Origin of the sequence: Tenacibaculum sp. UWU-22, assembly GCF_041021355.1 — a bacterium.
GTDB lineage: Bacteria > Bacteroidota > Bacteroidia > Flavobacteriales > Flavobacteriaceae > Polaribacter.
In genome coordinates, this window is the sequence record NZ_JBFNGP010000002.1 from 228,140 (window position 1) to 246,931 (window position 18,792).

At 30.7% G+C, this 18,792-nt stretch carries 20 protein-coding genes; 11 read left to right on the forward strand and 9 right to left on the reverse strand.

All coding sequences use genetic code 11. From position 1 onward, the window contains the following. The first annotated feature begins 33 nt into the window (after positions 1-33). On the forward strand, positions 34-1,647 hold the full coding sequence (locus tag AB2B44_RS06270) for a beta-N-acetylhexosaminidase (RefSeq protein ID WP_369048718.1): 1,614 nt from the start codon (positions 34-36) through the stop codon (positions 1,645-1,647). Positions 1,648-1,825: 178 nt separating this feature from the next. Further along, positions 1,826-4,294, forward strand: coding sequence for a TonB-dependent receptor (locus AB2B44_RS06275; RefSeq protein ID WP_369048719.1), 2,469 nt, complete (start codon positions 1,826-1,828; stop codon positions 4,292-4,294). A gap of 79 nt (positions 4,295-4,373) precedes the next feature. On the opposite strand, the gene AB2B44_RS06280 is transcribed toward AB2B44_RS06275, so the two are convergent. After that, a complete protein-coding gene (locus AB2B44_RS06280; protein ID WP_369048720.1) occupies positions 4,374-4,547 on the reverse strand; it encodes a hypothetical protein in 174 nt (57 codons plus the stop codon). A 245-nt stretch (positions 4,548-4,792) separates the two neighbouring features. Here AB2B44_RS06280 and AB2B44_RS06285 point away from each other — a divergent pair, with 245 nt between their 5' ends. Next, entirely contained in the window at positions 4,793-5,116 is a 324-nt protein-coding gene (locus AB2B44_RS06285) for a YbaB/EbfC family nucleoid-associated protein (RefSeq protein WP_369048721.1), read from the forward strand. 16 nt (positions 5,117-5,132) lie between these two features. Here the strand turns inward: AB2B44_RS06285 and AB2B44_RS06290 are convergent, their stop codons facing one another. From AB2B44_RS06290 to AB2B44_RS06315, 6 genes are all read right to left on the reverse strand, one after another. After that, positions 5,133-6,134: a TrkA family potassium uptake protein gene (locus tag AB2B44_RS06290; protein ID WP_369048722.1), complete on the reverse strand. Its 1,002-nt coding sequence runs from the start codon at positions 6,132-6,134 to the stop codon at positions 5,133-5,135. 3 nt (positions 6,135-6,137) lie between these two features. Then, positions 6,138-6,365 carry a PspC domain-containing protein gene (locus AB2B44_RS06295; protein WP_369048723.1) on the reverse strand — a complete coding sequence of 76 codons (228 nt, stop codon included), beginning with the start codon at positions 6,363-6,365 and terminating at the stop codon, positions 6,138-6,140. Between the two features lie 200 nt (positions 6,366-6,565). After that, entirely contained in the window at positions 6,566-7,294 is a 729-nt protein-coding gene (locus AB2B44_RS06300; protein ID WP_369048724.1) for a head GIN domain-containing protein, read from the reverse strand. A gap of 14 nt (positions 7,295-7,308) precedes the next feature. After that, positions 7,309-8,406 carry a hypothetical protein gene (locus AB2B44_RS06305; protein WP_369048725.1) on the reverse strand — a complete coding sequence of 366 codons (1,098 nt, stop codon included), beginning with the start codon at positions 8,404-8,406 and terminating at the stop codon, positions 7,309-7,311. Then, positions 8,387-8,914: a hypothetical protein gene (locus AB2B44_RS06310; RefSeq protein WP_369048726.1), complete on the reverse strand. Its 528-nt coding sequence runs from the start codon at positions 8,912-8,914 to the stop codon at positions 8,387-8,389. Before AB2B44_RS06310 ends, AB2B44_RS06305 begins: the two co-directional genes overlap by 20 nt. Position 8,915: 1 nt before the next feature. Beyond that, a complete protein-coding gene (locus AB2B44_RS06315) occupies positions 8,916-9,470 on the reverse strand; it encodes an RNA polymerase sigma factor (protein WP_369048727.1) in 555 nt (184 codons plus the stop codon). A gap of 126 nt (positions 9,471-9,596) precedes the next feature. Between AB2B44_RS06315 and AB2B44_RS06320 the strand changes: the two genes are divergently transcribed. The 6 genes from AB2B44_RS06320 (at position 9,597) to AB2B44_RS06345 (ending at position 15,281) form a co-directional block, all read left to right on the forward strand. Next, positions 9,597-10,400 (forward strand): SDR family oxidoreductase, encoded by an 804-nt coding sequence (locus tag AB2B44_RS06320; RefSeq protein ID WP_369048728.1) that lies wholly within the window; start codon positions 9,597-9,599, stop codon positions 10,398-10,400. Between the two features lie 119 nt (positions 10,401-10,519). Next, on the forward strand, positions 10,520-11,173 hold the full coding sequence (gene fsa, locus AB2B44_RS06325; RefSeq protein ID WP_369048729.1) for a fructose-6-phosphate aldolase: 654 nt from the start codon (positions 10,520-10,522) through the stop codon (positions 11,171-11,173). A gap of 197 nt (positions 11,174-11,370) precedes the next feature. Next, entirely contained in the window at positions 11,371-12,186 is an 816-nt protein-coding gene (gene thiD, locus AB2B44_RS06330) for a bifunctional hydroxymethylpyrimidine kinase/phosphomethylpyrimidine kinase (protein ID WP_369048730.1), read from the forward strand. 72 nt (positions 12,187-12,258) lie between these two features. Then, positions 12,259-12,966: a VIT family protein gene (locus tag AB2B44_RS06335; protein ID WP_369048731.1), complete on the forward strand. Its 708-nt coding sequence runs from the start codon at positions 12,259-12,261 to the stop codon at positions 12,964-12,966. Between the two features lie 165 nt (positions 12,967-13,131). Further along, positions 13,132-14,868, forward strand: a complete 1,737-nt coding sequence (menD, locus tag AB2B44_RS06340; protein ID WP_369048732.1) for a 2-succinyl-5-enolpyruvyl-6-hydroxy-3-cyclohexene-1-carboxylic-acid synthase — start codon at positions 13,132-13,134, stop codon at positions 14,866-14,868. Continuing rightward, on the forward strand, positions 14,868-15,281 hold the full coding sequence (locus tag AB2B44_RS06345; protein WP_369048733.1) for a DNA-binding protein: 414 nt from the start codon (positions 14,868-14,870) through the stop codon (positions 15,279-15,281). Before menD ends, AB2B44_RS06345 begins: the two co-directional genes overlap by 1 nt. Here AB2B44_RS06345 and AB2B44_RS06350 read toward each other — a convergent pair whose 3' ends face one another. Continuing rightward, on the reverse strand, positions 15,282-16,439 hold the full coding sequence (locus AB2B44_RS06350; RefSeq protein WP_369048734.1) for an alpha/beta hydrolase-fold protein: 1,158 nt from the start codon (positions 16,437-16,439) through the stop codon (positions 15,282-15,284). It lies immediately after the preceding gene. A gap of 104 nt (positions 16,440-16,543) precedes the next feature. On the opposite strand from AB2B44_RS06350, the gene AB2B44_RS06355 reads away from it, so the two are divergent. Both AB2B44_RS06355 and AB2B44_RS06360 read left to right on the forward strand, forming a co-directional pair. Next, a complete protein-coding gene (locus AB2B44_RS06355) occupies positions 16,544-17,383 on the forward strand; it encodes a 1,4-dihydroxy-2-naphthoyl-CoA synthase (RefSeq protein WP_369048735.1) in 840 nt (279 codons plus the stop codon). 33 nt (positions 17,384-17,416) lie between these two features. Next, on the forward strand, positions 17,417-18,025 hold the full coding sequence (locus tag AB2B44_RS06360) for a fumarylacetoacetate hydrolase family protein (protein ID WP_369048736.1): 609 nt from the start codon (positions 17,417-17,419) through the stop codon (positions 18,023-18,025). A 5-nt stretch (positions 18,026-18,030) separates the two neighbouring features. On the opposite strand, the gene folE is transcribed toward AB2B44_RS06360, so the two are convergent. Next, positions 18,031-18,723 carry a GTP cyclohydrolase I FolE gene (gene folE, locus AB2B44_RS06365; RefSeq protein ID WP_369048764.1) on the reverse strand — a complete coding sequence of 231 codons (693 nt, stop codon included), beginning with the start codon at positions 18,721-18,723 and terminating at the stop codon, positions 18,031-18,033. Positions 18,724-18,792: the final 69 nt, after the last annotated feature.

Consider the following 18,792-nt stretch of genomic DNA (forward strand, 5'->3'; position numbering starts at 1 on the left):
AAATTATTACATTAGCATTAAATATTATAGAACATGCAAACAAAAACCCTTTTCACCCTACTTTTTACAGCTATAATATTAAGTTGCTCAACAAATAGCCAAAACGTTATAGCCCCCAACATTATTCCAAAACCTGTATCACAAATAATTAATACAGGTACTTTTTTATTAAATGAAAAAACAAATTTAATATTTGACAATCAATACAAACAAGTTGCTGATTATTTTACTGCACACCTAAAATCACAATTTAATTTTGAGCTAAACAAACACAATAGCAATAAAAAAATTGTATTTTCTTTAAATTCAGAAATTAAAAATGATGAAGGTTACATCTTAGAAATAACTCCTAATCAAATTACAATTGAATCAAAAACACCTAAAGGGGCTTTTTATGGTGTACAAAGTTTATTACAATTATTACCCGTTAAAACTGATCAAAAATCAATTGCCGTTCAGTGTTTAAAAATAATAGATGAACCTAGATTTACCTATCGTGGTATGCATTTAGATGTTGGGCGTCATTTTTTCTCAGTTAGTTTTATAAAAAAATATATCGACTTACTAGCCATGTTAAAAATGAACACATTTCACTGGCATTTAACCGAAGACCAAGGATGGCGAATAGAGATAAAAAAATACCCGAAATTACAAGAAATTGCAGCCTATAGAAAAGAGACGTTAATCGGTTCTAACGCTACCAAACCACATAAATTTGACGGAAAAAGATATGGCGGATATTATACGCAAAAAGAAATTAAAGATATTGTAAAATATGCGTCAGATAGACAAATTACTGTAATACCTGAAATTGAAATGCCAGGGCATTCACAAGCTGCCATTGCCGCATACCCTGAATTAGGTTGTACAGGTAAAGAAATTGAAGTAGCCACAAAATGGGGCGTTTTTAAAGATATATATTGCCCTAAAGAAACGACCTTTAAATTTTTAGAAGATGTTATCGATGAGGTAGTCGAATTATTCCCTGGTAAATACATTCATATTGGAGGAGATGAAGCTCCTAAAACACGATGGAAAAACTGCAAACATTGTCAAAACCTTATTAAAAAAGAAGGACTAAAAAACGAGCATGAATTACAGAATTACTTTATTACCCGTATGGAAAAATATATTAATTCTAAAGGAAAACAAATAATAGGTTGGGATGAAATTTTGGAAGGCGGTTTAGCTCCCAATGCAACCGTAATGTCTTGGCGAGGTGTTAAAGGAGCAATAAAAGCAGCTAAACAGCATCACGATGTAATTTTAACCCCTACTTCGTATTGCTATTTTGATTATTATCAATCTAAAAACAAAAATGAACCCTTAGCAATCGGAGGTTATTTACCACTAAAGAAAGTATATAACTTTGAGCCAATTCCTAAAGAATTAACCAAAGATGAAGAAAAATATGTACTTGGAGCACAAGGAAATGTTTGGACAGAATACATGAAAACTCCTGAAAAAGTTGAATATATGGCATTACCCCGAATGGCAGCTTTAAGTGAGGTTGTTTGGTCTAAACCAACTGATAAAAACTACGATGATTTTGTTAAACGAGTAGCTATTTTTAATAAAAGGCTAGACCAAATGCATATTAATCATTCTAATCATTTACACGAACCTGAAGTAAAAACGAAAAATTAAGTGTAATAAACCTAAAAAAGGAAGCTTTTTAATTTTTTAAAAGTTAACAAACAATTAAAATTTTAGATTTAACAAAAACCAATTAAACTATTGTAGTTTTACTTAGTCTTAAAATGTATCAATTTATTTCAAAAAAACTTTAACACCAATTAACTAAATAACAAACTTACTTTCCCTAATGAAAAAATACCTGTTTCTAATTGCTGCTATTATACTTACTACTACAATAAACGCCCAAAAAAAAGAAAATTCAACCACTGATAAAATAACCATAACTTGTAAAGTAATTGAAAAAAATACCAATCAACCTTTAGAATATGCTACACTAGTATTAACAAACACAGCAACCAACCAAGTTACAGGAGGTATTACTGACACAAAAGGAACCTTTTCTATTATCGTTCCTAAAGGAAATTATACTGCAAAAATTGAATTTATAGGCTTTAAAACAAAAAATTTAGGCAGTAAAAATCTAACCACAAACACCAATTTAGGTACTATTTTTTTAGATGAAGATACCCAAACACTTGATGAGGTTGAGGTTATTGCAGAAAAATCAACTGTAGAAATTCGCTTAGATAAAAAAATATATAACGTAGGTAAAGACATGACCGTAAAAGGCGGAAATGCTAGTGATGTATTAGATAATGTTCCGTCAGTAAATGTTGATGCAGAAGGCTCTGTAAGCTTACGTGGTAACGAAAATGTTCGTATTTTAATTGATGGAAAACCCTCTGCTTTAGTTGGGCTAACTGGTGCAAATGCCTTACGAAACCTGCCTGCAGAAGCCATAGAAAAAGTAGAAGTTATTACCTCTCCATCTGCTCGTTACGACGCTGAAGGTACCGCTGGTATTTTAAACATTATTCTTAGAAAAGGAAAAATTACTGGTTTTAATGGTTCTATGAACCTTACTTATGGTATTCCTGAAATGTATCAAATTGCTCCTAACCTAAATTATCGAACTAAAAAAATTAATTTATTTTCTAATATAGGATATTCTTATAGAAAAGGGCCAGGAAATTCACAAAGTTTCTTTACCAATTTTAACGATGACGGCTCTATAAAAAGCTACAGAGATGAAGATCGTGTTTTTGACAGAAAAAGTAACGATTTTAATGGAACATTAGGGCTAGAATACTACATTAATAAAAACAGCTCTGTTACTGGATCGTTTTTATATAAAAAATCAAACGACAATAATATTGCAACCAATATTACAAATCATTTCGATGCTAATAAAACATTAACAGGTACAGAAAACAGAATTGAAAACGAGAAAGAAAAAGATATTGACAAACAATACTCGTTAAATTACACTAACAATTTTGATGGTAACGGACAAAAACTAACCGCCGATATTCAGTACGATGACAGTAGTGAGTCTGAACCCTCAACTGTTATAGTAAACAATAGCTTATCAGAAAAAAACTCACAAATAACTTCTTCTAAAAATCAACTTTATCAAATTGACTACGTATTACCTATTGGCGAAAATAGTCAGTTTGAAGCAGGACATAAAACTACTTTACAAGATTTAAATTCAGACTTTAAGGTACGTAACGCTAACGGAGACCCATTACCTAACGACCCCTCTAATGCAATTGATTTTAAACAAAATATTTATGCTTTTTATACTCAATACGGAAGCAAAATAAACAACTTCTCATACTTACTAGGTTTACGAACCGAAATAACTAATATTGATTTAAATGTTTTAACCACCAACGAACTTTCTACTAAAAATTATACCCAGTGGTTTCCTACAGTTAATTTAGGCTATAAAATAAATGATAACGATAATATTACTTTAGGATATAACAGAAGATTACGCAGACCTAAACACTGGTTTCTAAACCCTTTTGAAAGTAGAAGTTCTGCAACTAATATTTTTAAAGGCAATCCTGATTTAGACCCTACTTTTACCAGTTCGTTTGATTTAGGGTACAACACTAAAATTAGCAGTTTTAATTTAGGCGCTTCTGCATACTATCAATATTCTACTAATATCTTTCAAGTAATTTCGTTATTAGAAGAAAGAGAAATAGACGGCGTAAAAACAGACGTTACCATACATCAACCCATTAATTTAAATGATGAAAACAGATATGGTTTTGAGCTTACAACCAACTATAATCCTTCTCAAAAAATACGTTTATCTGGGTCATTTAATTTTTTCAAATATAAAACCAACCCCTACACCTACGTTTCTGAGTTAAATGGTAAACAAGAAATTACCCAATTAAACGAAGTTAACAACAGTAGCTGGTTTGCTAATTTTAGCTCTATTATTACACTACCTACACAAGTTCAGTGGCAAACAAACATTATGTATCGCGGACCTCAAGTATCTGCACAAAGCGACCGAAAAGGTATGTTAATGGCTAATTTGGCTTTTAGTAAAGACATTTTAAAAGACAAAGCCTCTCTAGTACTTAATGTAAATGACTTGTTTAATTCTCGTAAAAGAGAAATGACAACTTATATTGGCGGCCGAGAAAACCCTTCAACCATAAGTAAATTTGCCTTTCAATGGCGTGAACGTCAAATATCATTAAGTTTTACATATAGATTTAATCAACAAAAGAAAAAAACACCTGAACGCCAAAAAGGATTTGACGGCGGCGGCGATGATTTTGGAGGATAACCCCCCTCTTCGTTTTATTTTTAGACATAAAAAAAACTCGTCATATGACGAGTTTTTTTTATATTATATTGTTTAAAAACTACTTATCTTCAGCAGCTTTTTGAGCTTCTCTTTTTAATTTTCTATTCTCCCAGATAGTACCTCCTATCCAATAAGGAACAACAAATGTTAATAAAAAAATTAACAACCAAAAACCAGCTGTAAAAATAAACATAAACAATAATAAACCTGAAAACTCTGAAAAATTTAACATCTGTTTTTTTAATTAAATAAATCTAAAGCACAAAATTATAACTATTTTTTGTTTCATCCAATAAAATTAAATAAAAAGTAACTCTTATGCATTTAATTTATCAACAGAGTGTTTATTATCTATTTAGCAAATCCTAACTACAAAACAAGCCTTTAAAAAACATTATAAATATATTAATCAATATTACAGTTATTTTATTTTAACATAAAAACACTACATTTGCTTTCATTTAAATATTACATATAATGTTTGGCGATATTTCTGGTATGATGGGCAAGTTAAAAGAAGCTCAACAAAAAATAGAAGAAACAAAACAACGTTTAAATACGGTTTTAATTGACGAAACGGCTCTTGACGAAAAAATAAAAATTACCGTTACCGCAAATAGAGAGGTTAAATCAATTTTTATTGATGATAGTTTGTTAACAGATAAAGAGGCGCTTGAAGATTATTTAATTATCACTTTAAATAAGGCTATAGAAAAAGCTACCAAAATAAACGAGCAAGAAATAGCGGCAGCAGCAAAAAACGGAATGCCAAATATTCCTGGTTTAAACGGTTTTTTATAGTTATACAAACCTTCAATTAAAACAGCTCTCTTAACTTAGTTATTTGTTCAGGTCTTCCTAACACAATTAAAAAAGTGTTTTTTTCTAGTTCAATTGAAGCTTCAGGATTAATAATATAGTGCTGTTCTGCTGTTTTAAAACCAATAACATTACATCCTGTTTTTTTTCGTAAATCTAAATCTAAAATCGTTTTTCCAATATATTTTTCAGGAAGATTATTTACCGATATTTCTTCAAGGTTGGGCGTTGTTTTTCCTTCAAAAGTTAACTGATCAACAAACTCAATAACATCGGGTGAAACCACTAAAGAGGCCATATGTTCACCGCCTAATTTATCGGGCATAATAACATTATCAGCTCCTGCTATTTTTAATTTATTATACGAACTTTCTTTTGAAGCCCTACTAATTATTTTACAGTTTTTATTAAGTTGCTTTGCGGTTAATACCACAAACAAATTATCTGCATCTGAAGGCAATGCGGTTATTAAATAAGAGGCTTTTTTAATTCCTGCTTTTATTAAAGCTTCATCAGTAGTTGCATCGCCCTGAATATATAATACTTCTTTACTATCTAAAATAGAAATAAGCTCTTTATTTTTTTCTACCACCACATAATCTTGCTTGTAATTATCTAGTTTAAAAATAGCTTGTTTACCATTTCTACCATATCCACAAACAATTATATGTCCGTGTAAATGCTCTATTTTTTTTTGCACGCTTTTTAGTTTTAATTGTTGAAAAAATTGACCACTAACAATATATTCTGAAAATAACGAAATTGCATACCCAAATATCGTAATACTTGTTAAAATTAAAAAAACTGAAAATATTTTATCGTACATATTAAACGGATGTACCTCGCTAAAACCAACTGTAGTTACGGTAATTACAGTCATGTACAGAGCATCAATAAAATTGTAATCAGAAATTAACATAAACCCAATTACCCCTACTAACAACACTAAAAAAATTAGGAATACCGATTTGTATAAACGTGATTTAACTATTTTTTTCATAAACTATAAATCGAAAACCGAGGTTCGTTTAGTATAAATCATATCTTTTAATCGTAGTAAAAAAGCTAAGGTTAAATAAATTCCGAAAGATAAACCCACCGTAACAAACGATATGTAAATAAAAAACAATCGTACATTGGTGGTTCGTATGCCTAACCTGTCGGCTAGCCTTGATGAAACTGCAAAACCATGCTTTTCAAAAAAATATCGAACAGAATGTATAAACTTCATACAAATAAATAGCGGTTAAACATTAATTTTTTAAATCATCTTATACAATGCCACAATAAAATACTTTTATCTGAACAAAGGTATAGAACTTATAAAAAACAAGGTAACGATAATTCAGCTAAATTATCGAAAATAAAATAAAAATAAAGGTTTTCGCTATTTGGCGAAAACCTTTATTTTATAAATGAATACAAATCGATTTAATTTTTATCAATAATATCACCTGAGCCAACCGAATTAACAGCTATATTCGTGGGGTTTCCTTTATAATAAATGTTCCCTGACCCCACTAAACTAGCTTTAATTTTATTTTTCACTGAAATTTTAATATCTCCAGAGCCAGCAACACTAGCTTTTACGGCATCTGCTTCTAAATTGTACGCCTTAATGTTTCCTGAACCCGCTACCGATGATTTTAATTCGTCTGTTTTACCTGATAAATTTATATTTCCCGAACCTCCGATAGCCGTTCTAACCATTGTTGTTTCTACAACTGCTGTAATACTACCCGAACCACCTATAGCAAATGACATAACTTTTCCTTTAATTAACTTTTTTACCTCAACATTACTCGAACCACCTAACGAAAGCGCTTTTATTTCTTTAAAAGGTATGGTTACTACTATTTTTTTTGTGGGTTTAATATTGGTATTTTCTTTACTCTTAACGGTCAACGTTTCATGGTTAACTTCGGTAATGATATACGGAATAATATTTTCTTCTCCTTTAATTGTTATTTCGCCCTCTTTTCCATCTATTAACATTACATCAAACGAGCCTCCAATATCTATTTTATTATAACCTGTAGTTGAACGAGATTGAGTAGTTATTTCTCCGTTTCCCTTAATTGTTTTAGTATTCCACCAACCTTGAGCATTAACCATTATACCACAAAAAAGGACAAAAATTGTAAGTGTTGTTTTTTTCATTTCTAGTTATTTTTTTAGTGATTATTTTCGTTTCGAATCGAAACTCCTCCATAATCTGATTTTATAGTAATTATTGAGTTTGAATTTTTACTACCCCAAACACCTTGATAAAGTTTTTTTGAGGGTTTTACAATACTTTTAAATAAGCTCACATTTTGTTTCGGATAATTAAACCCTGCATAACTTAAATCTACCGTAAAATTGAAATTGTTTAAATGGTTTACTCCTATTTTAATCGCTGTATAACTACCATTTATAGCTACTTTTTCAAATTTATTAACTAAGTTTTTTATTTGAACGCTCCCATAATCTGCTCTTAGTATTGCTGTTTTTTCTATAGATCCTAAACTAATTTTTGCATAATCTGAATTTCCGTTGATATAAACCCCATCATCAACCGTAACATTACCGTAATCTGCATTAAAATCAATGGTATTTACTTGTTTAAAGTTTAAATTAGAATAATTCGAATCGACCTTTATTTTTTCTGCCTTACTAATCAAAAAATCAGAATAATTTAACGTGAGTTTTCCTGATTTTATATTGTTAATTCTACCCTTACCATATGCTAAGTATATTGTGTTTTTTTCGTTTAATAAATTATCTATATTTAAATTACCATACTGACAGTTAATTGTTGCTTGGTTTTCTAATTTATCTAAATAAATATTACCATATTTATTATTAAAGTCAGCCATACTCGTAGCTGGCATTTTAACACTGTAATTTATCTGGCTGCTAAGGTTTTCGTTATTACTTTTTATCCAACTACTAAACCAATTCGATTTTATTTTTTTAAACGTTGTTTCGGCAGACACCGCATTTAATGTGTTGTTAAAAGAAACATCTATTGATGCTAATTTTTGTTCAACACGGTCTAAATCGTCTCCTTTTACCGTAATTTTAATGATAATAGCTACTTGATTTTTGTTCCAAGTAGTAACATTTATATTTCCGTATTTATTAATTAAAGAAACGGTAGCATCAGAGTTTACAGCAAATTCTTTCGCTATGGTTTTACTCTTTTCATGTTTCTTTTTACTGTTTGTTGCAAAACAAACCAATGGTAAAAAAAATAACAACAATAAGGTTTTATATATGTGTTTCTTCATAATTTTTCTTTTTGTTTTTTTGTTGGCTATCTATTAATTCTAACACATTTTCTAAAACTTTTAGTCGTTGTTGATAATTATTAATCATGGCATAAACTATTTTTTTTTCATATCCATTTTTAGTGAGTTCTTTTACCAATTCGTTATAACTATCTTCTAAGTCTTCTATTTCTTCTAAGGCATTTTCAATAATTGTTTCGGTTTCTAAAGTTCGTTGTTTTTCAACCTTTTTTAATTCTTTATTAATTACCGCTAAATAATAATTTTGGGTTTGTTTCATTTTAGGAGAGATATTACCTAAATCAACCCCTTGTTTTTGTTGACTTTTACCTAACCAAAATCCAAGCAATAAAAAAACAGATGCTGCAACACTCAGCCATTTCCAGTTTATTTTAGTTGGTTTATTTACGGTTTTGAGTTTTTTTTCAAAACGATTAAAATGCCCTAATGGTGGCTCGTGAATATCAAAATCGTTTTCAGCAAAAAATGTATCTATATTATCTTTCATATCATACTTTTGCATTAATTTCTGTTAACAATACTTGTTTTATTTTTTTCTTAGCTCTAGAAATAGTGGTGCGAACATTTTCGTTACTATAATTCATAATTTGTGCTATTTCTTCATAGTCGTACCCCTCAATTAAATGTAAGGTTATAACTAAACGATAATTGTCTTTTAATTTATTTATACAGTCTAGCACTTTTTTAACTTCTAGTTTTGAATATTCTATCGTTGTTTCTTCAATTTCTTGACTTAAAACCACTTCCATCTTAACCTCTTTATAACGATTATTCTTTTTTAACTGAGTCAAACTTTTATTAATAACTATCCGTTTTAACCATGCGCCAAAAGTTACCTCTTCTCTATAGGTATCTAATTTGGTAAACGCGGTTAAAAAAGACTCTTGCACAATATCTTCTGCTTCAAATTCTTCTTTTAAAATACGAAACGCCGTATTATACATAGCCTTAAAATAAGCCTTATACAATTCTAACTGCGCATTTTGATCGTTAAATTTACAGCGCTCAACAAGTTTGGTTATATGTAGTGGTTGTTCTTTCAACTAAATCGTTCTAAACTAATAACAACTTTTTTTATAATCTGTGACAGTTATTTTTAATAAAGATACTTTTTTGTATTAGTTTACCTCAAATACTTTTTTAATATTTGCCTATATTAAATTTATAAAATGTCTAAAGTTGTTTTAATCACAGGTGCTTCTTCTGGAATAGGTAAAGCAATCGCTGTTTATTTACAAAATAAAAACTATACGGTTTATGGCACAAGTAGAAATCCTGAAAAAGTTATTAAAAGTCCTTTTTCTTTAGTAGCATTAGACGTTACTAAGCCCGAAACTATACAAGCTGCGATTAATACTATAATTGACAAAGAAAAAAAAATAGATATCCTTATAAATAATGCAGGAAAAGGCATTACTGGTGCTATTGAAGACACCCCTACACAAGAAATAAAAACTAATTTCGAAACCAATTTTTTTGGTGCCATAGAAGTTATAAAAGGCGTATTACCTCAAATGCGCAAACAAAATTCGGGCTTAATTATAAACATAACCTCAATTGCCAGTTATATGGGCTTACCTTTTAGAGGAATATACTCTGCTTCTAAAAGCGCCTTAGCCATCGTAAGCGAAACACTTAGCATGGAGGTTAAAGAATTTGGCATTAAAGTAACTACCATTGCCCCAGGCGACTTTGCTACTAATATTGCGGCTGGAAGATACCACACCCCTGTTTTTGAAACCTCGGCTTATAAACAAAAATATGCCGAAAATTTAGCCTTAATGGATGCCCATGTTAATAGCGGAATGAACCCTGTAAAAATGGCTGAAAAAGTATACCAAATCATCAATACGAAAAAACCTAGAATACATTACAAAGTAGGTGGCTTTACCGAAAAATTTTCGATTGTATTAAAAAGAATTTTACCTGATAAATGGTACGAAAAATTATTAATGAATCATTATAAATTGTAACTTCGCACCGCATAAATCTCTAAAGCAATTTATTTATCAGTATGTAAATAAATTACTGATTTAAAGTAAATTAAAAAGACAAAACACCGTAAAATCATATTTTTAAAACACTTAATCACATGAAATTTTTTATAGATACTGCCAATTTAGATCAAATTAAAGAAGCCCAAGCTTTAGGTATTCTAGATGGGGTAACCACTAATCCTTCATTAATGGCCAAAGAAGGAATTACAGGCGAAACTAATATTATCAATCACTACAAAGCCATATGCGAATTAGTTGACGGCGATGTTTCTGCCGAAGTAATTTCAACCGATTTTGAAGGAATGGTTAAAGAAGGAGAAGCTTTAGCTGCTTTAAACCCGCAAATTGTAGTAAAATTACCAATGATTGCCGATGGGGTAAAAGCTTGTAAATATTTTGCTGACAAAGGTATTAAAACCAATGTTACTCTTGTTTTTTCTGCAGGGCAAGCCTTATTAGCTGCAAAAGCAGGTGCAACCTATGTATCGCCTTTTATTGGTAGATTAGATGATATTTCTACTGATGGATTAAATTTAATTGCTGAAATTAGAACGATATACGATAATTATGGTTTTGAAACCGAAATTTTAGCAGCCTCTGTACGCCATACAATGCACATTATAGATTGCGCTAAAATTGGATCGGATGTAATGACTGGTCCTTTAAGTGCTATTAAGGGTTTATTAAAACACCCCTTAACCGATATTGGTTTAGCTAAATTTTTAGCTGATTATAAAAAAGGAAATTAAAACACAACCCCTCTAAGATTACAACCTTATAAAATTATGCGGTTAAACACGCTTTGCAAAAAGAAAGTTTACCGCATACTATTTTATTTTAGGTATATAAAACTTAAAATTCTGTTTTTATTAATCAATCGAATAAAAACCACACAAAACGCTTATAAAAAATCGATGTTTTAGCATGCTTACCTAAAAAAAGAAACATGAAAAATAAAAAAACACCCTATAAAAGCGTTTTAACCATTGCTGGTAGTGATTCTGGAGGTTGCGCGGGTATTCAAGCCGATATAAAAAGTATAAGTGCTTGTGGTGCTTATGCAGCAAGTGTTATTACAGCCACTACTGCACAAAACACACAGGGTGTAACAGATATTCATGCAATTCCTGTTTTACATATCGAAAAACAGCTAAACGCCGTTTTAAGCGATATTAATTTTGGTGCTATTAAAATAGGAATGCTTTACTCGTGTGATGTAATAAAAGTTGTGGCTTTAAAATTAACCGAATATTCGGTTAAAAATATTGTACTTGACCCTGTAATGATAGCAACTTCTGGCGATAAACTAATAACAGAAAACACTATTGAGTGCTTAAAGGATTTTTTACCTAAAATCCAACTAATTACCCCAAATATACCTGAAGCTGAATTACTTATTAAACATCCTATTGATGTTACTAATTTTGAAAATTCTGCTAAAGAAATTGGCTTACAATACAAAACCTCTGTATTGCTAAAAGGAGGTCATTTAAATAGCACTTCTAATGAAATGAGTGATGTTTTATTTGTAAATCAAACAAACAAAATTCACAGAATCAATAATCCAAAAATAAATACAAATAATACTCGCGGAACAGGGTGTAGCTTATCATCGAGCATTGCTACTTTTTTATGTTTAGGTTATCCTATAGAAACTGCGGTAAAAAAAGCTTGTCAATATGTAAATGAAGCCATTGGTAATGGAAAAAATAAAATTTTAGGAAAAGGAAATGCTCCTATTAACCATTTTGGGTTAAACTAACCTAGATTTATTTATATTAGCAGTAGCAATTTATATTAGGTGTAATTTGCATTAACAAACAGATACAAAGAAATGGAAGAAATAAATATTGATAATTACCTAGACAACCATTATATTCATCGAAGTAATTGGTTAAGAGCTGCTGTTTTAGGAGCAAATGATGGCATTATTTCAGTTTCTAGTCTTGCAATTGGAGTTACCGCAGCAAGTTTATCAAGAGAACCTATTGCTTTAGCAACCGTAGCAGGGCTTGTTGCTGGTGCTTTATCAATGGCTGCTGGCGAATACGTTTCGGTAAGTTCGCAAACCGATATTGAAAAAGCAGATATAGAACGAGAGGCTATAGAGCTTCAAGAAATGCCCGAAGAAGAATTACAAATTTTAGCCAAAATATACGAAAATCGCGGTTTAAAAAAAGAAACCGCTATGCAAGTAGCTATTGAACTGACCGAAAAAGATGCTCTAGGAGCTCATATTCGTGATGAATTAGGTATAAATGAAATTACCCAAGCAAACCCATTACAAGCAGCTTTAGCCTCTGGTGCAGCATTTACCGTTGGTGGTGTTTTACCCCTATTAGTAGTATTGTTTGCTCCAATTGTAGGAATGGAATATTGGCTTTACGGATTTACCATTATTTTTTTAATTATTTTAGGTATTACAGCTGCAAAAACAGGTGGTTCAAACGTACTAAAAGCAATAGTACGAATTACTGTTTGGGGTACAATTGCCATGGCTATTTCAGGCTTAGTGGGGTATCTTTTTGGGGTAAATGTTTAATTTTTAAAAATCAATACAAATACGCTTTTTTAAAGTAAAACACTAATACCACAATAATTATAATATTCACCTTTTTTGTAAATTACCTAAGTAATTCAAGTAAATTTAGCTGAGCTAAAAGCAATAAATACAAACGCATAACAACGGTTATACTAACCACTCACAATGTCTGAAAAAGTTTTTAAAAAAAAAGATTTTTTATCTGAAGTAAATACCTCAAAGAGGGTTTTTCCAAAAAAAGAACTTGCACAATTAGTAATATCGGCATGTAGCCAATTTAATATTAATACCGTAGTTATTTCTCCAGGTTCGCGAAACGCCCCGCTAACAGTTGGTTTTTATAATCATTCAAAAATAACCGCTTTAAGTGTGGTTGATGAACGGTGTGCGGCTTTTTTTGCACTTGGCATTGCCCAACAAACACAACAGCCTGTTGCTGTTGTTTGTACTTCTGGTTCAGCCTTATTAAATTATTACCCAGCTATTGCTGAAGCTTTTTACAGTAATATTCCATTAGTAATTATTTCTGCCGACAGACCCAAACATTTAATTGATATCGGAGACGGTCAAACCATTCGACAAGAAAATGTTTTTAAAAATCACATTCTATGTTCAGTAAATCTTGAAGAAAATTGCGACCAACAAAATACAAATCTTGCCTTATTAGCTAATGCTTTAAAAATAAGCAGCACTCAAAAAGGCCCTGTACATATTAATGTTCCGTTTGATGAACCTTTGTATGAAACAGTCGAACAATTACAAGAATTTAATTTTTTAACAGCATTAAATACTACTAAAAAAACAACGGTAATAAACCCTGATAATGCAATCGATTATACCAAATTAGCTAGCATTTGGAATAACACGAAAAAGAAAATGATTTTAGTTGGGGTAAATTATCCTAATGATGAATTAAACAAGTTGTTAGATTTTATAAATCAAGATACATCGATTTTATTACTAACCGAAACCACCTCAAATATTCATCATAAAAAAGCCATTCATACAATTGACCAACTTATTTTTTCTCTTAATAATGAAGAGTTTAGCGAGCTAAAACCTGATATTCTTATCACGTTTGGCGGAATGATTGTTTCTAAAAAAATTAAACAATTTTTAAGAACACATCAACCAACACATCATTGGCATATTGACGATAAAACAGCAATGAATACTTTTTTCTGCTTATCAAACTTTATTAAAACCACTCCTACTCATTTCTTTAAAAACTTTAACAAAGTAACAAAAACAACAGCAAGTGAGTATCAAGATAAATGGTTAACTATTCGTGATATAAAACACAAAAAACACCAAGATTATTTAGCGAAAACTGAACATTCTGACCTAAAAGCTTTTCAACAAGTTTTAGCCAGTATCCCTACAAACACACAACTACAAATTAGTAATAGTGCTGTTATTAGATACGTACAATTATTTACCTTAAACCAAACCTTAAAGGTATTTTGTAATAGAGGTACCAGCGGAATAGATGGGAGCACCTCTACGGCAATTGGGGCTGCATACGCCTGTAATAATCAAACTGTTTTTATTACAGGTGATATTAGTTTTTTTTATGATAGTAATGCTTTATGGAACAATAATGTTAAAAAAGACTTTCGTGTTATTTTAATTAATAATGCTGGTGGCGGAATATTTAAAATTATCCCCGGCCCCAATACCACTAACGCAATTTCTTATTTTGAAACGCCACACAATTTAACCGCCAAACATTTGTGTAAAATGTATGGTTTTAAATACCTCCATGCTTCTTCAACAAAAGAAGTAACTGAAAAATTATATAATTTTTATCGCTCTTCAAAAAAACCAAAATTGCTAGAAATTTTTACCCCAAATAATAAAAACAATACTATTTTAAAAAACTATTTTAACTATTTACAATAATGGATTTACAAGAAGGCGATAAAGTAGACTTAATCATTGGGCAAGAAACAGCATTAGGCTATACTGTTTTAATTAATGAAACACTTGAAGGATTACTTTATAAAAACGAAATTTTTGAAGATATAGAAGAAGGTGTAAAAACAATAGGCTATATAAAAAAACTTCGTGAAGACGGAAAAATAGATGTGAGTTTACGTGCTCAGGGTTTTAAAAATGTAATTGATACCGATGTTGATAAAGTTTTAAAAAAACTACAAGAAAAAGGATTTTTGTTATTAACTGACAAAAGCACCCCAGAGGCTATTAAATTTCATTTACAAATAAGTAAAAAGGCTTTTAAACGCGCTATTGGAAATTTATACAAACAGCAAAAAATTAATATTTTAACTGATAGAATTGAATTGAAAAAATAATTATTTACCGCTTAACCTCTTAATATTACCATAAAACAATTCTTTTTTAGGGTCAGAATCATTCATTTTACCGTAAGCCTTTTTATAATATTCTAAAGCAAGATCTCTTTGGTTTTGTTTTTCGTAATATAAACCAATATAATAATCACCTATATGTGATTTTGGATATACATTTACTATCATTTCACCAAAATCAAGTAAATACCTCCCCCCCTCTCTATCAATAACAATATTTTCAATTGCGTAAATATCTTTTATGCGTATTCCTAAATCAACCCCAAACAAATAATCAATCTCTAAATATTTTTTTTCTAAATATGCTATTGCTTCTTGAGGTGATAAATTTTTAATCTTTTCATTATATTCTTTTTCACTAATTCCACGATACAATTCAAAAATAACATTAATAGCACGTGGAATAGCTTCGCTCATTGCAGATAAATAATTGGGCGAATTCATGTCATCATACTTAAAATGAAAATTTTTGGCGCTTAATGAATTAAAGTAAGTCTTTAACATCGTTAAGGCTTTTTTTTCACTTTTACTGTAAAAAGGAAGATTGTTTAAATAATAATAAAATTGATTATCTTCTTTACCAAATCGATATACTTGATACGAGCTAACTTTTTCTGTAATTGTAGGCGGAAATATGGGGTTTATACACACATAAGCATTAAACAACGAAGTATCTTCATTTAAAAAAGCGGTAATAATATTTGCTGCCATTCCTTCTCCAACAATGGTAATAAAAGGAGAAATTCTATAATTTTTCTCTATAAAAGAAATAATTTCTTTTTTTATAAAATTTATAAATTTAACGTTACCGCCTGTTAATCTATAAGTGTCTTTATCATAATAAATATCTTCTTCCTTTGTTTTATCTAAAGAAATACCAACCACTACTTGTTTAGGGGCTCTGTCTTTTGAGGCAAATAATTTTGCATTCTCTACATAAAGGTTAAATAAATTATCGGTATCTATTACTATTGCTAAAGGGTAATTATGGGTTTCTTCTTTATAGCCTTCTGGAAGATAAATTTTTAAATCACGCACCCCATACAACTCTTTAGAGGTAAACTTTTGGTTAATAACCTGTTGTTGTGCAAGCAGTGACAAACTTATGGTAAATAAAAACGCCAAACACCAAATCTTTTTCATGTCTAATTACTATTATTATTACTGTAAATTAGCACAAAAAAATCGAATATTTTATTTTTGCGCTAGTCTATACTAGACAAACTTAATAATAAAATTTTTAAATCATGACACAACCTACATGGAAAATAGCTAAAGAGTACGAAGATATTACCTATAAAAAATGTAATGGGGTTGCTCGAATTGCTTTTAACAGACCTAATGTTAGAAATGCTTTTCGGCCTAAAACAACTTCAGAACTATACGATGCTTTTTACGATGCTAATGAAGATACTTCTATAGGCGTGGTTCTACTATCTGCCGAAGGCCCTAGCACAAAAGACCAGGTGTGGAGTTTTTGCTCAGGAGGTGACCAAAAAGCTCGTGGGCATCAAGGTTATGTGGGTGAAGATGGCTATCATAGATTAAATATATTAGAGGTACAGCGGTTAATTCGATTTATGCCTAAAGCAGTTATTTGTGTAGTCCCTGGCTGGGCTGTTGGGGGTGGACATAGCTTACACGTAGTATGCGATTTAACTTTAGCCAGTAAAGAACACGCTATATTTAAACAAACCGATGCCGATGTTACTTCGTTTGATGGCGGGTATGGCTCTGCTTATTTAGCAAAAATGGTGGGACAAAAAAAAGCTAGAGAAATCTTTTTTTTAGGTCGAAACTATTCTGCACAAGAAGCTTTTGATATGGGTATGGTAAATGCTGTTATACCTCATGAGCAATTAGAAAGCACCGCTTACCAATGGGCGCAAGAAATTTTAGCAAAATCACCCACTTCAATAAAAATGTTAAAATTTGCCATGAATTTAACTGACGACGGCATGGTAGGACAACAAGTATTTGCTGGTGAAGCAACTCGTTTAGCCTACATGACCGATGAAGCAAAAGAAGGACGTGATGCCTTTTTAGAAAAGCGAAAACCTAATTTTCCAAAAAAATGGATTCCATAATAATTAATCCATAACATACAACTTACAACAACAATGAAAATAATCTGTATAGGACGTAATTATACGCAACATATAAAAGAACTCGCTAACGAAAAACCTAAAAACCCAGTTATTTTTTTAAAGCCTGATTCGGCAATATTACCTAAAAAAATACCTTTTTTTATTCCTCCTTTTTCAAATGATATTCATTATGAGGTAGAGGTTTTAGTTAAAATTAATAAAGTAGGTAAATATATAACCCCAAAATTTGCACATACTTATTACAACGAAATTGGTTTAGGAATCGATTTTACAGCTCGTGATATACAAACAACTTGTAAACAAAAAGGGTTGCCTTGGGAAAAAGCCAAAGCTTTTGACGGAAGTGCTGTTGTGGGTAATTTTTATGCTAAAGAAGAGTTTAACATAAATAACATTTCGTTTCAACTACTTAAAAACAATGAAATTGTGCAAGATGGAAATACACAAGAAATGTTATGGAAAATAGATGAATTAATTAGTTATGTTTCGCAATATTTTACGCTTAAAAAAGGCGACATCATTTTCACTGGTACTCCTGCCGGTGTGGGCAAAGTGTCAGAAAATGATATTTTAACGGGTGTTATTGAAAACAAACAAGCGTTTTCTATAAAAATCAAATAAAAAAACTAATCGAAATCAGTTTCTATTTTTAAATAATCTAAAAACTCTCGTTTTGTTTCTTTTTCTTTAAACTTACCCCCAAACTCTGCAGTAACTGTAGAACTTTCAATATCTTTTACTCCACGAGAATTTACACACAAGTGCTTAGCGTCAATAACACAAGCTACATCTTGTGTGCCTAAAGCTTCTTGCATTTCTTGTACTACTTGCATAGTTAAGCGTTCTTGAACTTGCGGGCGTTTAGAAAAATATTCTACAATTCGATTCATTTTAGAAAGCCCAATTACTTTTCCGCTAGAAATATAAGCAACATGCGCTCGACCAACAATAGGCAACAAGTGATGCTCACAAGTAGAATATACAACAATATTTTTTTCAACCAACATTTCGCCATATTTGTAGTTATTGTCAAATGTCGACGCTTTAGGTCTATTGGCTGGGTTTAATCCCATAAACAATTCGTTTACAAAAGATTTTGCTACCCTTTTGGGTGTACCTTGTAAACTATCATCGGTTAAATCCATTCCTAAAATTTCAAGAATATCTTTTACTTTTTCTTGAATTTTACTAATTTTTTCTGAATCAGAAATAGCAAAAGCATCAACACGTAATGGTGTTTTTGCTGAGGTACCTACGTGGTTTTCTCCTATTTCATCGATTCTCTCATCATTCACTTTGTTGTTTTTCACTTCAAATATTTCATTCTGTTATTAGGCTGCGAAGATACGTAAATTGTTAATATAATTTTATTTTATTTATAATTGCTG

Excerpts from the sequence above, each read along its gene's own strand:
- AB2B44_RS06360 (WP_369048736.1), top strand. The coding sequence starts at position 17,417 with ATGAAAATAATCTGTATAGGACGTAATTATACGCAACATATAAAAGAA.
- AB2B44_RS06305 (WP_369048725.1), bottom strand. The coding sequence starts at position 8,406 with ATGAAGAAACACATATATAAAACCTTATTGTTGTTATTTTTTTTACCA.
- AB2B44_RS06285 (WP_369048721.1), top strand. The coding sequence starts at position 4,793 with ATGTTTGGCGATATTTCTGGTATGATGGGCAAGTTAAAAGAAGCTCAA.
- AB2B44_RS06290 (WP_369048722.1), bottom strand. The coding sequence starts at position 6,134 with ATGAAAAAAATAGTTAAATCACGTTTATACAAATCGGTATTCCTAATT.
- AB2B44_RS06320 (WP_369048728.1), top strand. The coding sequence starts at position 9,597 with ATGTCTAAAGTTGTTTTAATCACAGGTGCTTCTTCTGGAATAGGTAAA.
- AB2B44_RS06345 (WP_369048733.1), top strand. The coding sequence starts at position 14,868 with ATGGATTTACAAGAAGGCGATAAAGTAGACTTAATCATTGGGCAAGAA.
- thiD (WP_369048730.1), top strand. The coding sequence starts at position 11,371 with ATGAAAAATAAAAAAACACCCTATAAAAGCGTTTTAACCATTGCTGGT.
- fsa (WP_369048729.1), top strand. The coding sequence starts at position 10,520 with ATGAAATTTTTTATAGATACTGCCAATTTAGATCAAATTAAAGAAGCC.
- AB2B44_RS06310 (WP_369048726.1), bottom strand. The coding sequence starts at position 8,914 with ATGAAAGATAATATAGATACATTTTTTGCTGAAAACGATTTTGATATT.
- AB2B44_RS06300 (WP_369048724.1), bottom strand. The coding sequence starts at position 7,294 with ATGAAAAAAACAACACTTACAATTTTTGTCCTTTTTTGTGGTATAATG.
- AB2B44_RS06335 (WP_369048731.1), top strand. The coding sequence starts at position 12,259 with ATGGAAGAAATAAATATTGATAATTACCTAGACAACCATTATATTCAT.
- AB2B44_RS06280 (WP_369048720.1), bottom strand. The coding sequence starts at position 4,547 with ATGTTAAATTTTTCAGAGTTTTCAGGTTTATTATTGTTTATGTTTATT.
- AB2B44_RS06355 (WP_369048735.1), top strand. The coding sequence starts at position 16,544 with ATGACACAACCTACATGGAAAATAGCTAAAGAGTACGAAGATATTACC.
- menD (WP_369048732.1), top strand. The coding sequence starts at position 13,132 with ATGTCTGAAAAAGTTTTTAAAAAAAAAGATTTTTTATCTGAAGTAAAT.
- AB2B44_RS06295 (WP_369048723.1), bottom strand. The coding sequence starts at position 6,365 with ATGAAGTTTATACATTCTGTTCGATATTTTTTTGAAAAGCATGGTTTT.
- AB2B44_RS06275 (WP_369048719.1), top strand. The coding sequence starts at position 1,826 with ATGAAAAAATACCTGTTTCTAATTGCTGCTATTATACTTACTACTACA.
- AB2B44_RS06350 (WP_369048734.1), bottom strand. The coding sequence starts at position 16,439 with ATGAAAAAGATTTGGTGTTTGGCGTTTTTATTTACCATAAGTTTGTCA.
- AB2B44_RS06270 (WP_369048718.1), top strand. The coding sequence starts at position 34 with ATGCAAACAAAAACCCTTTTCACCCTACTTTTTACAGCTATAATATTA.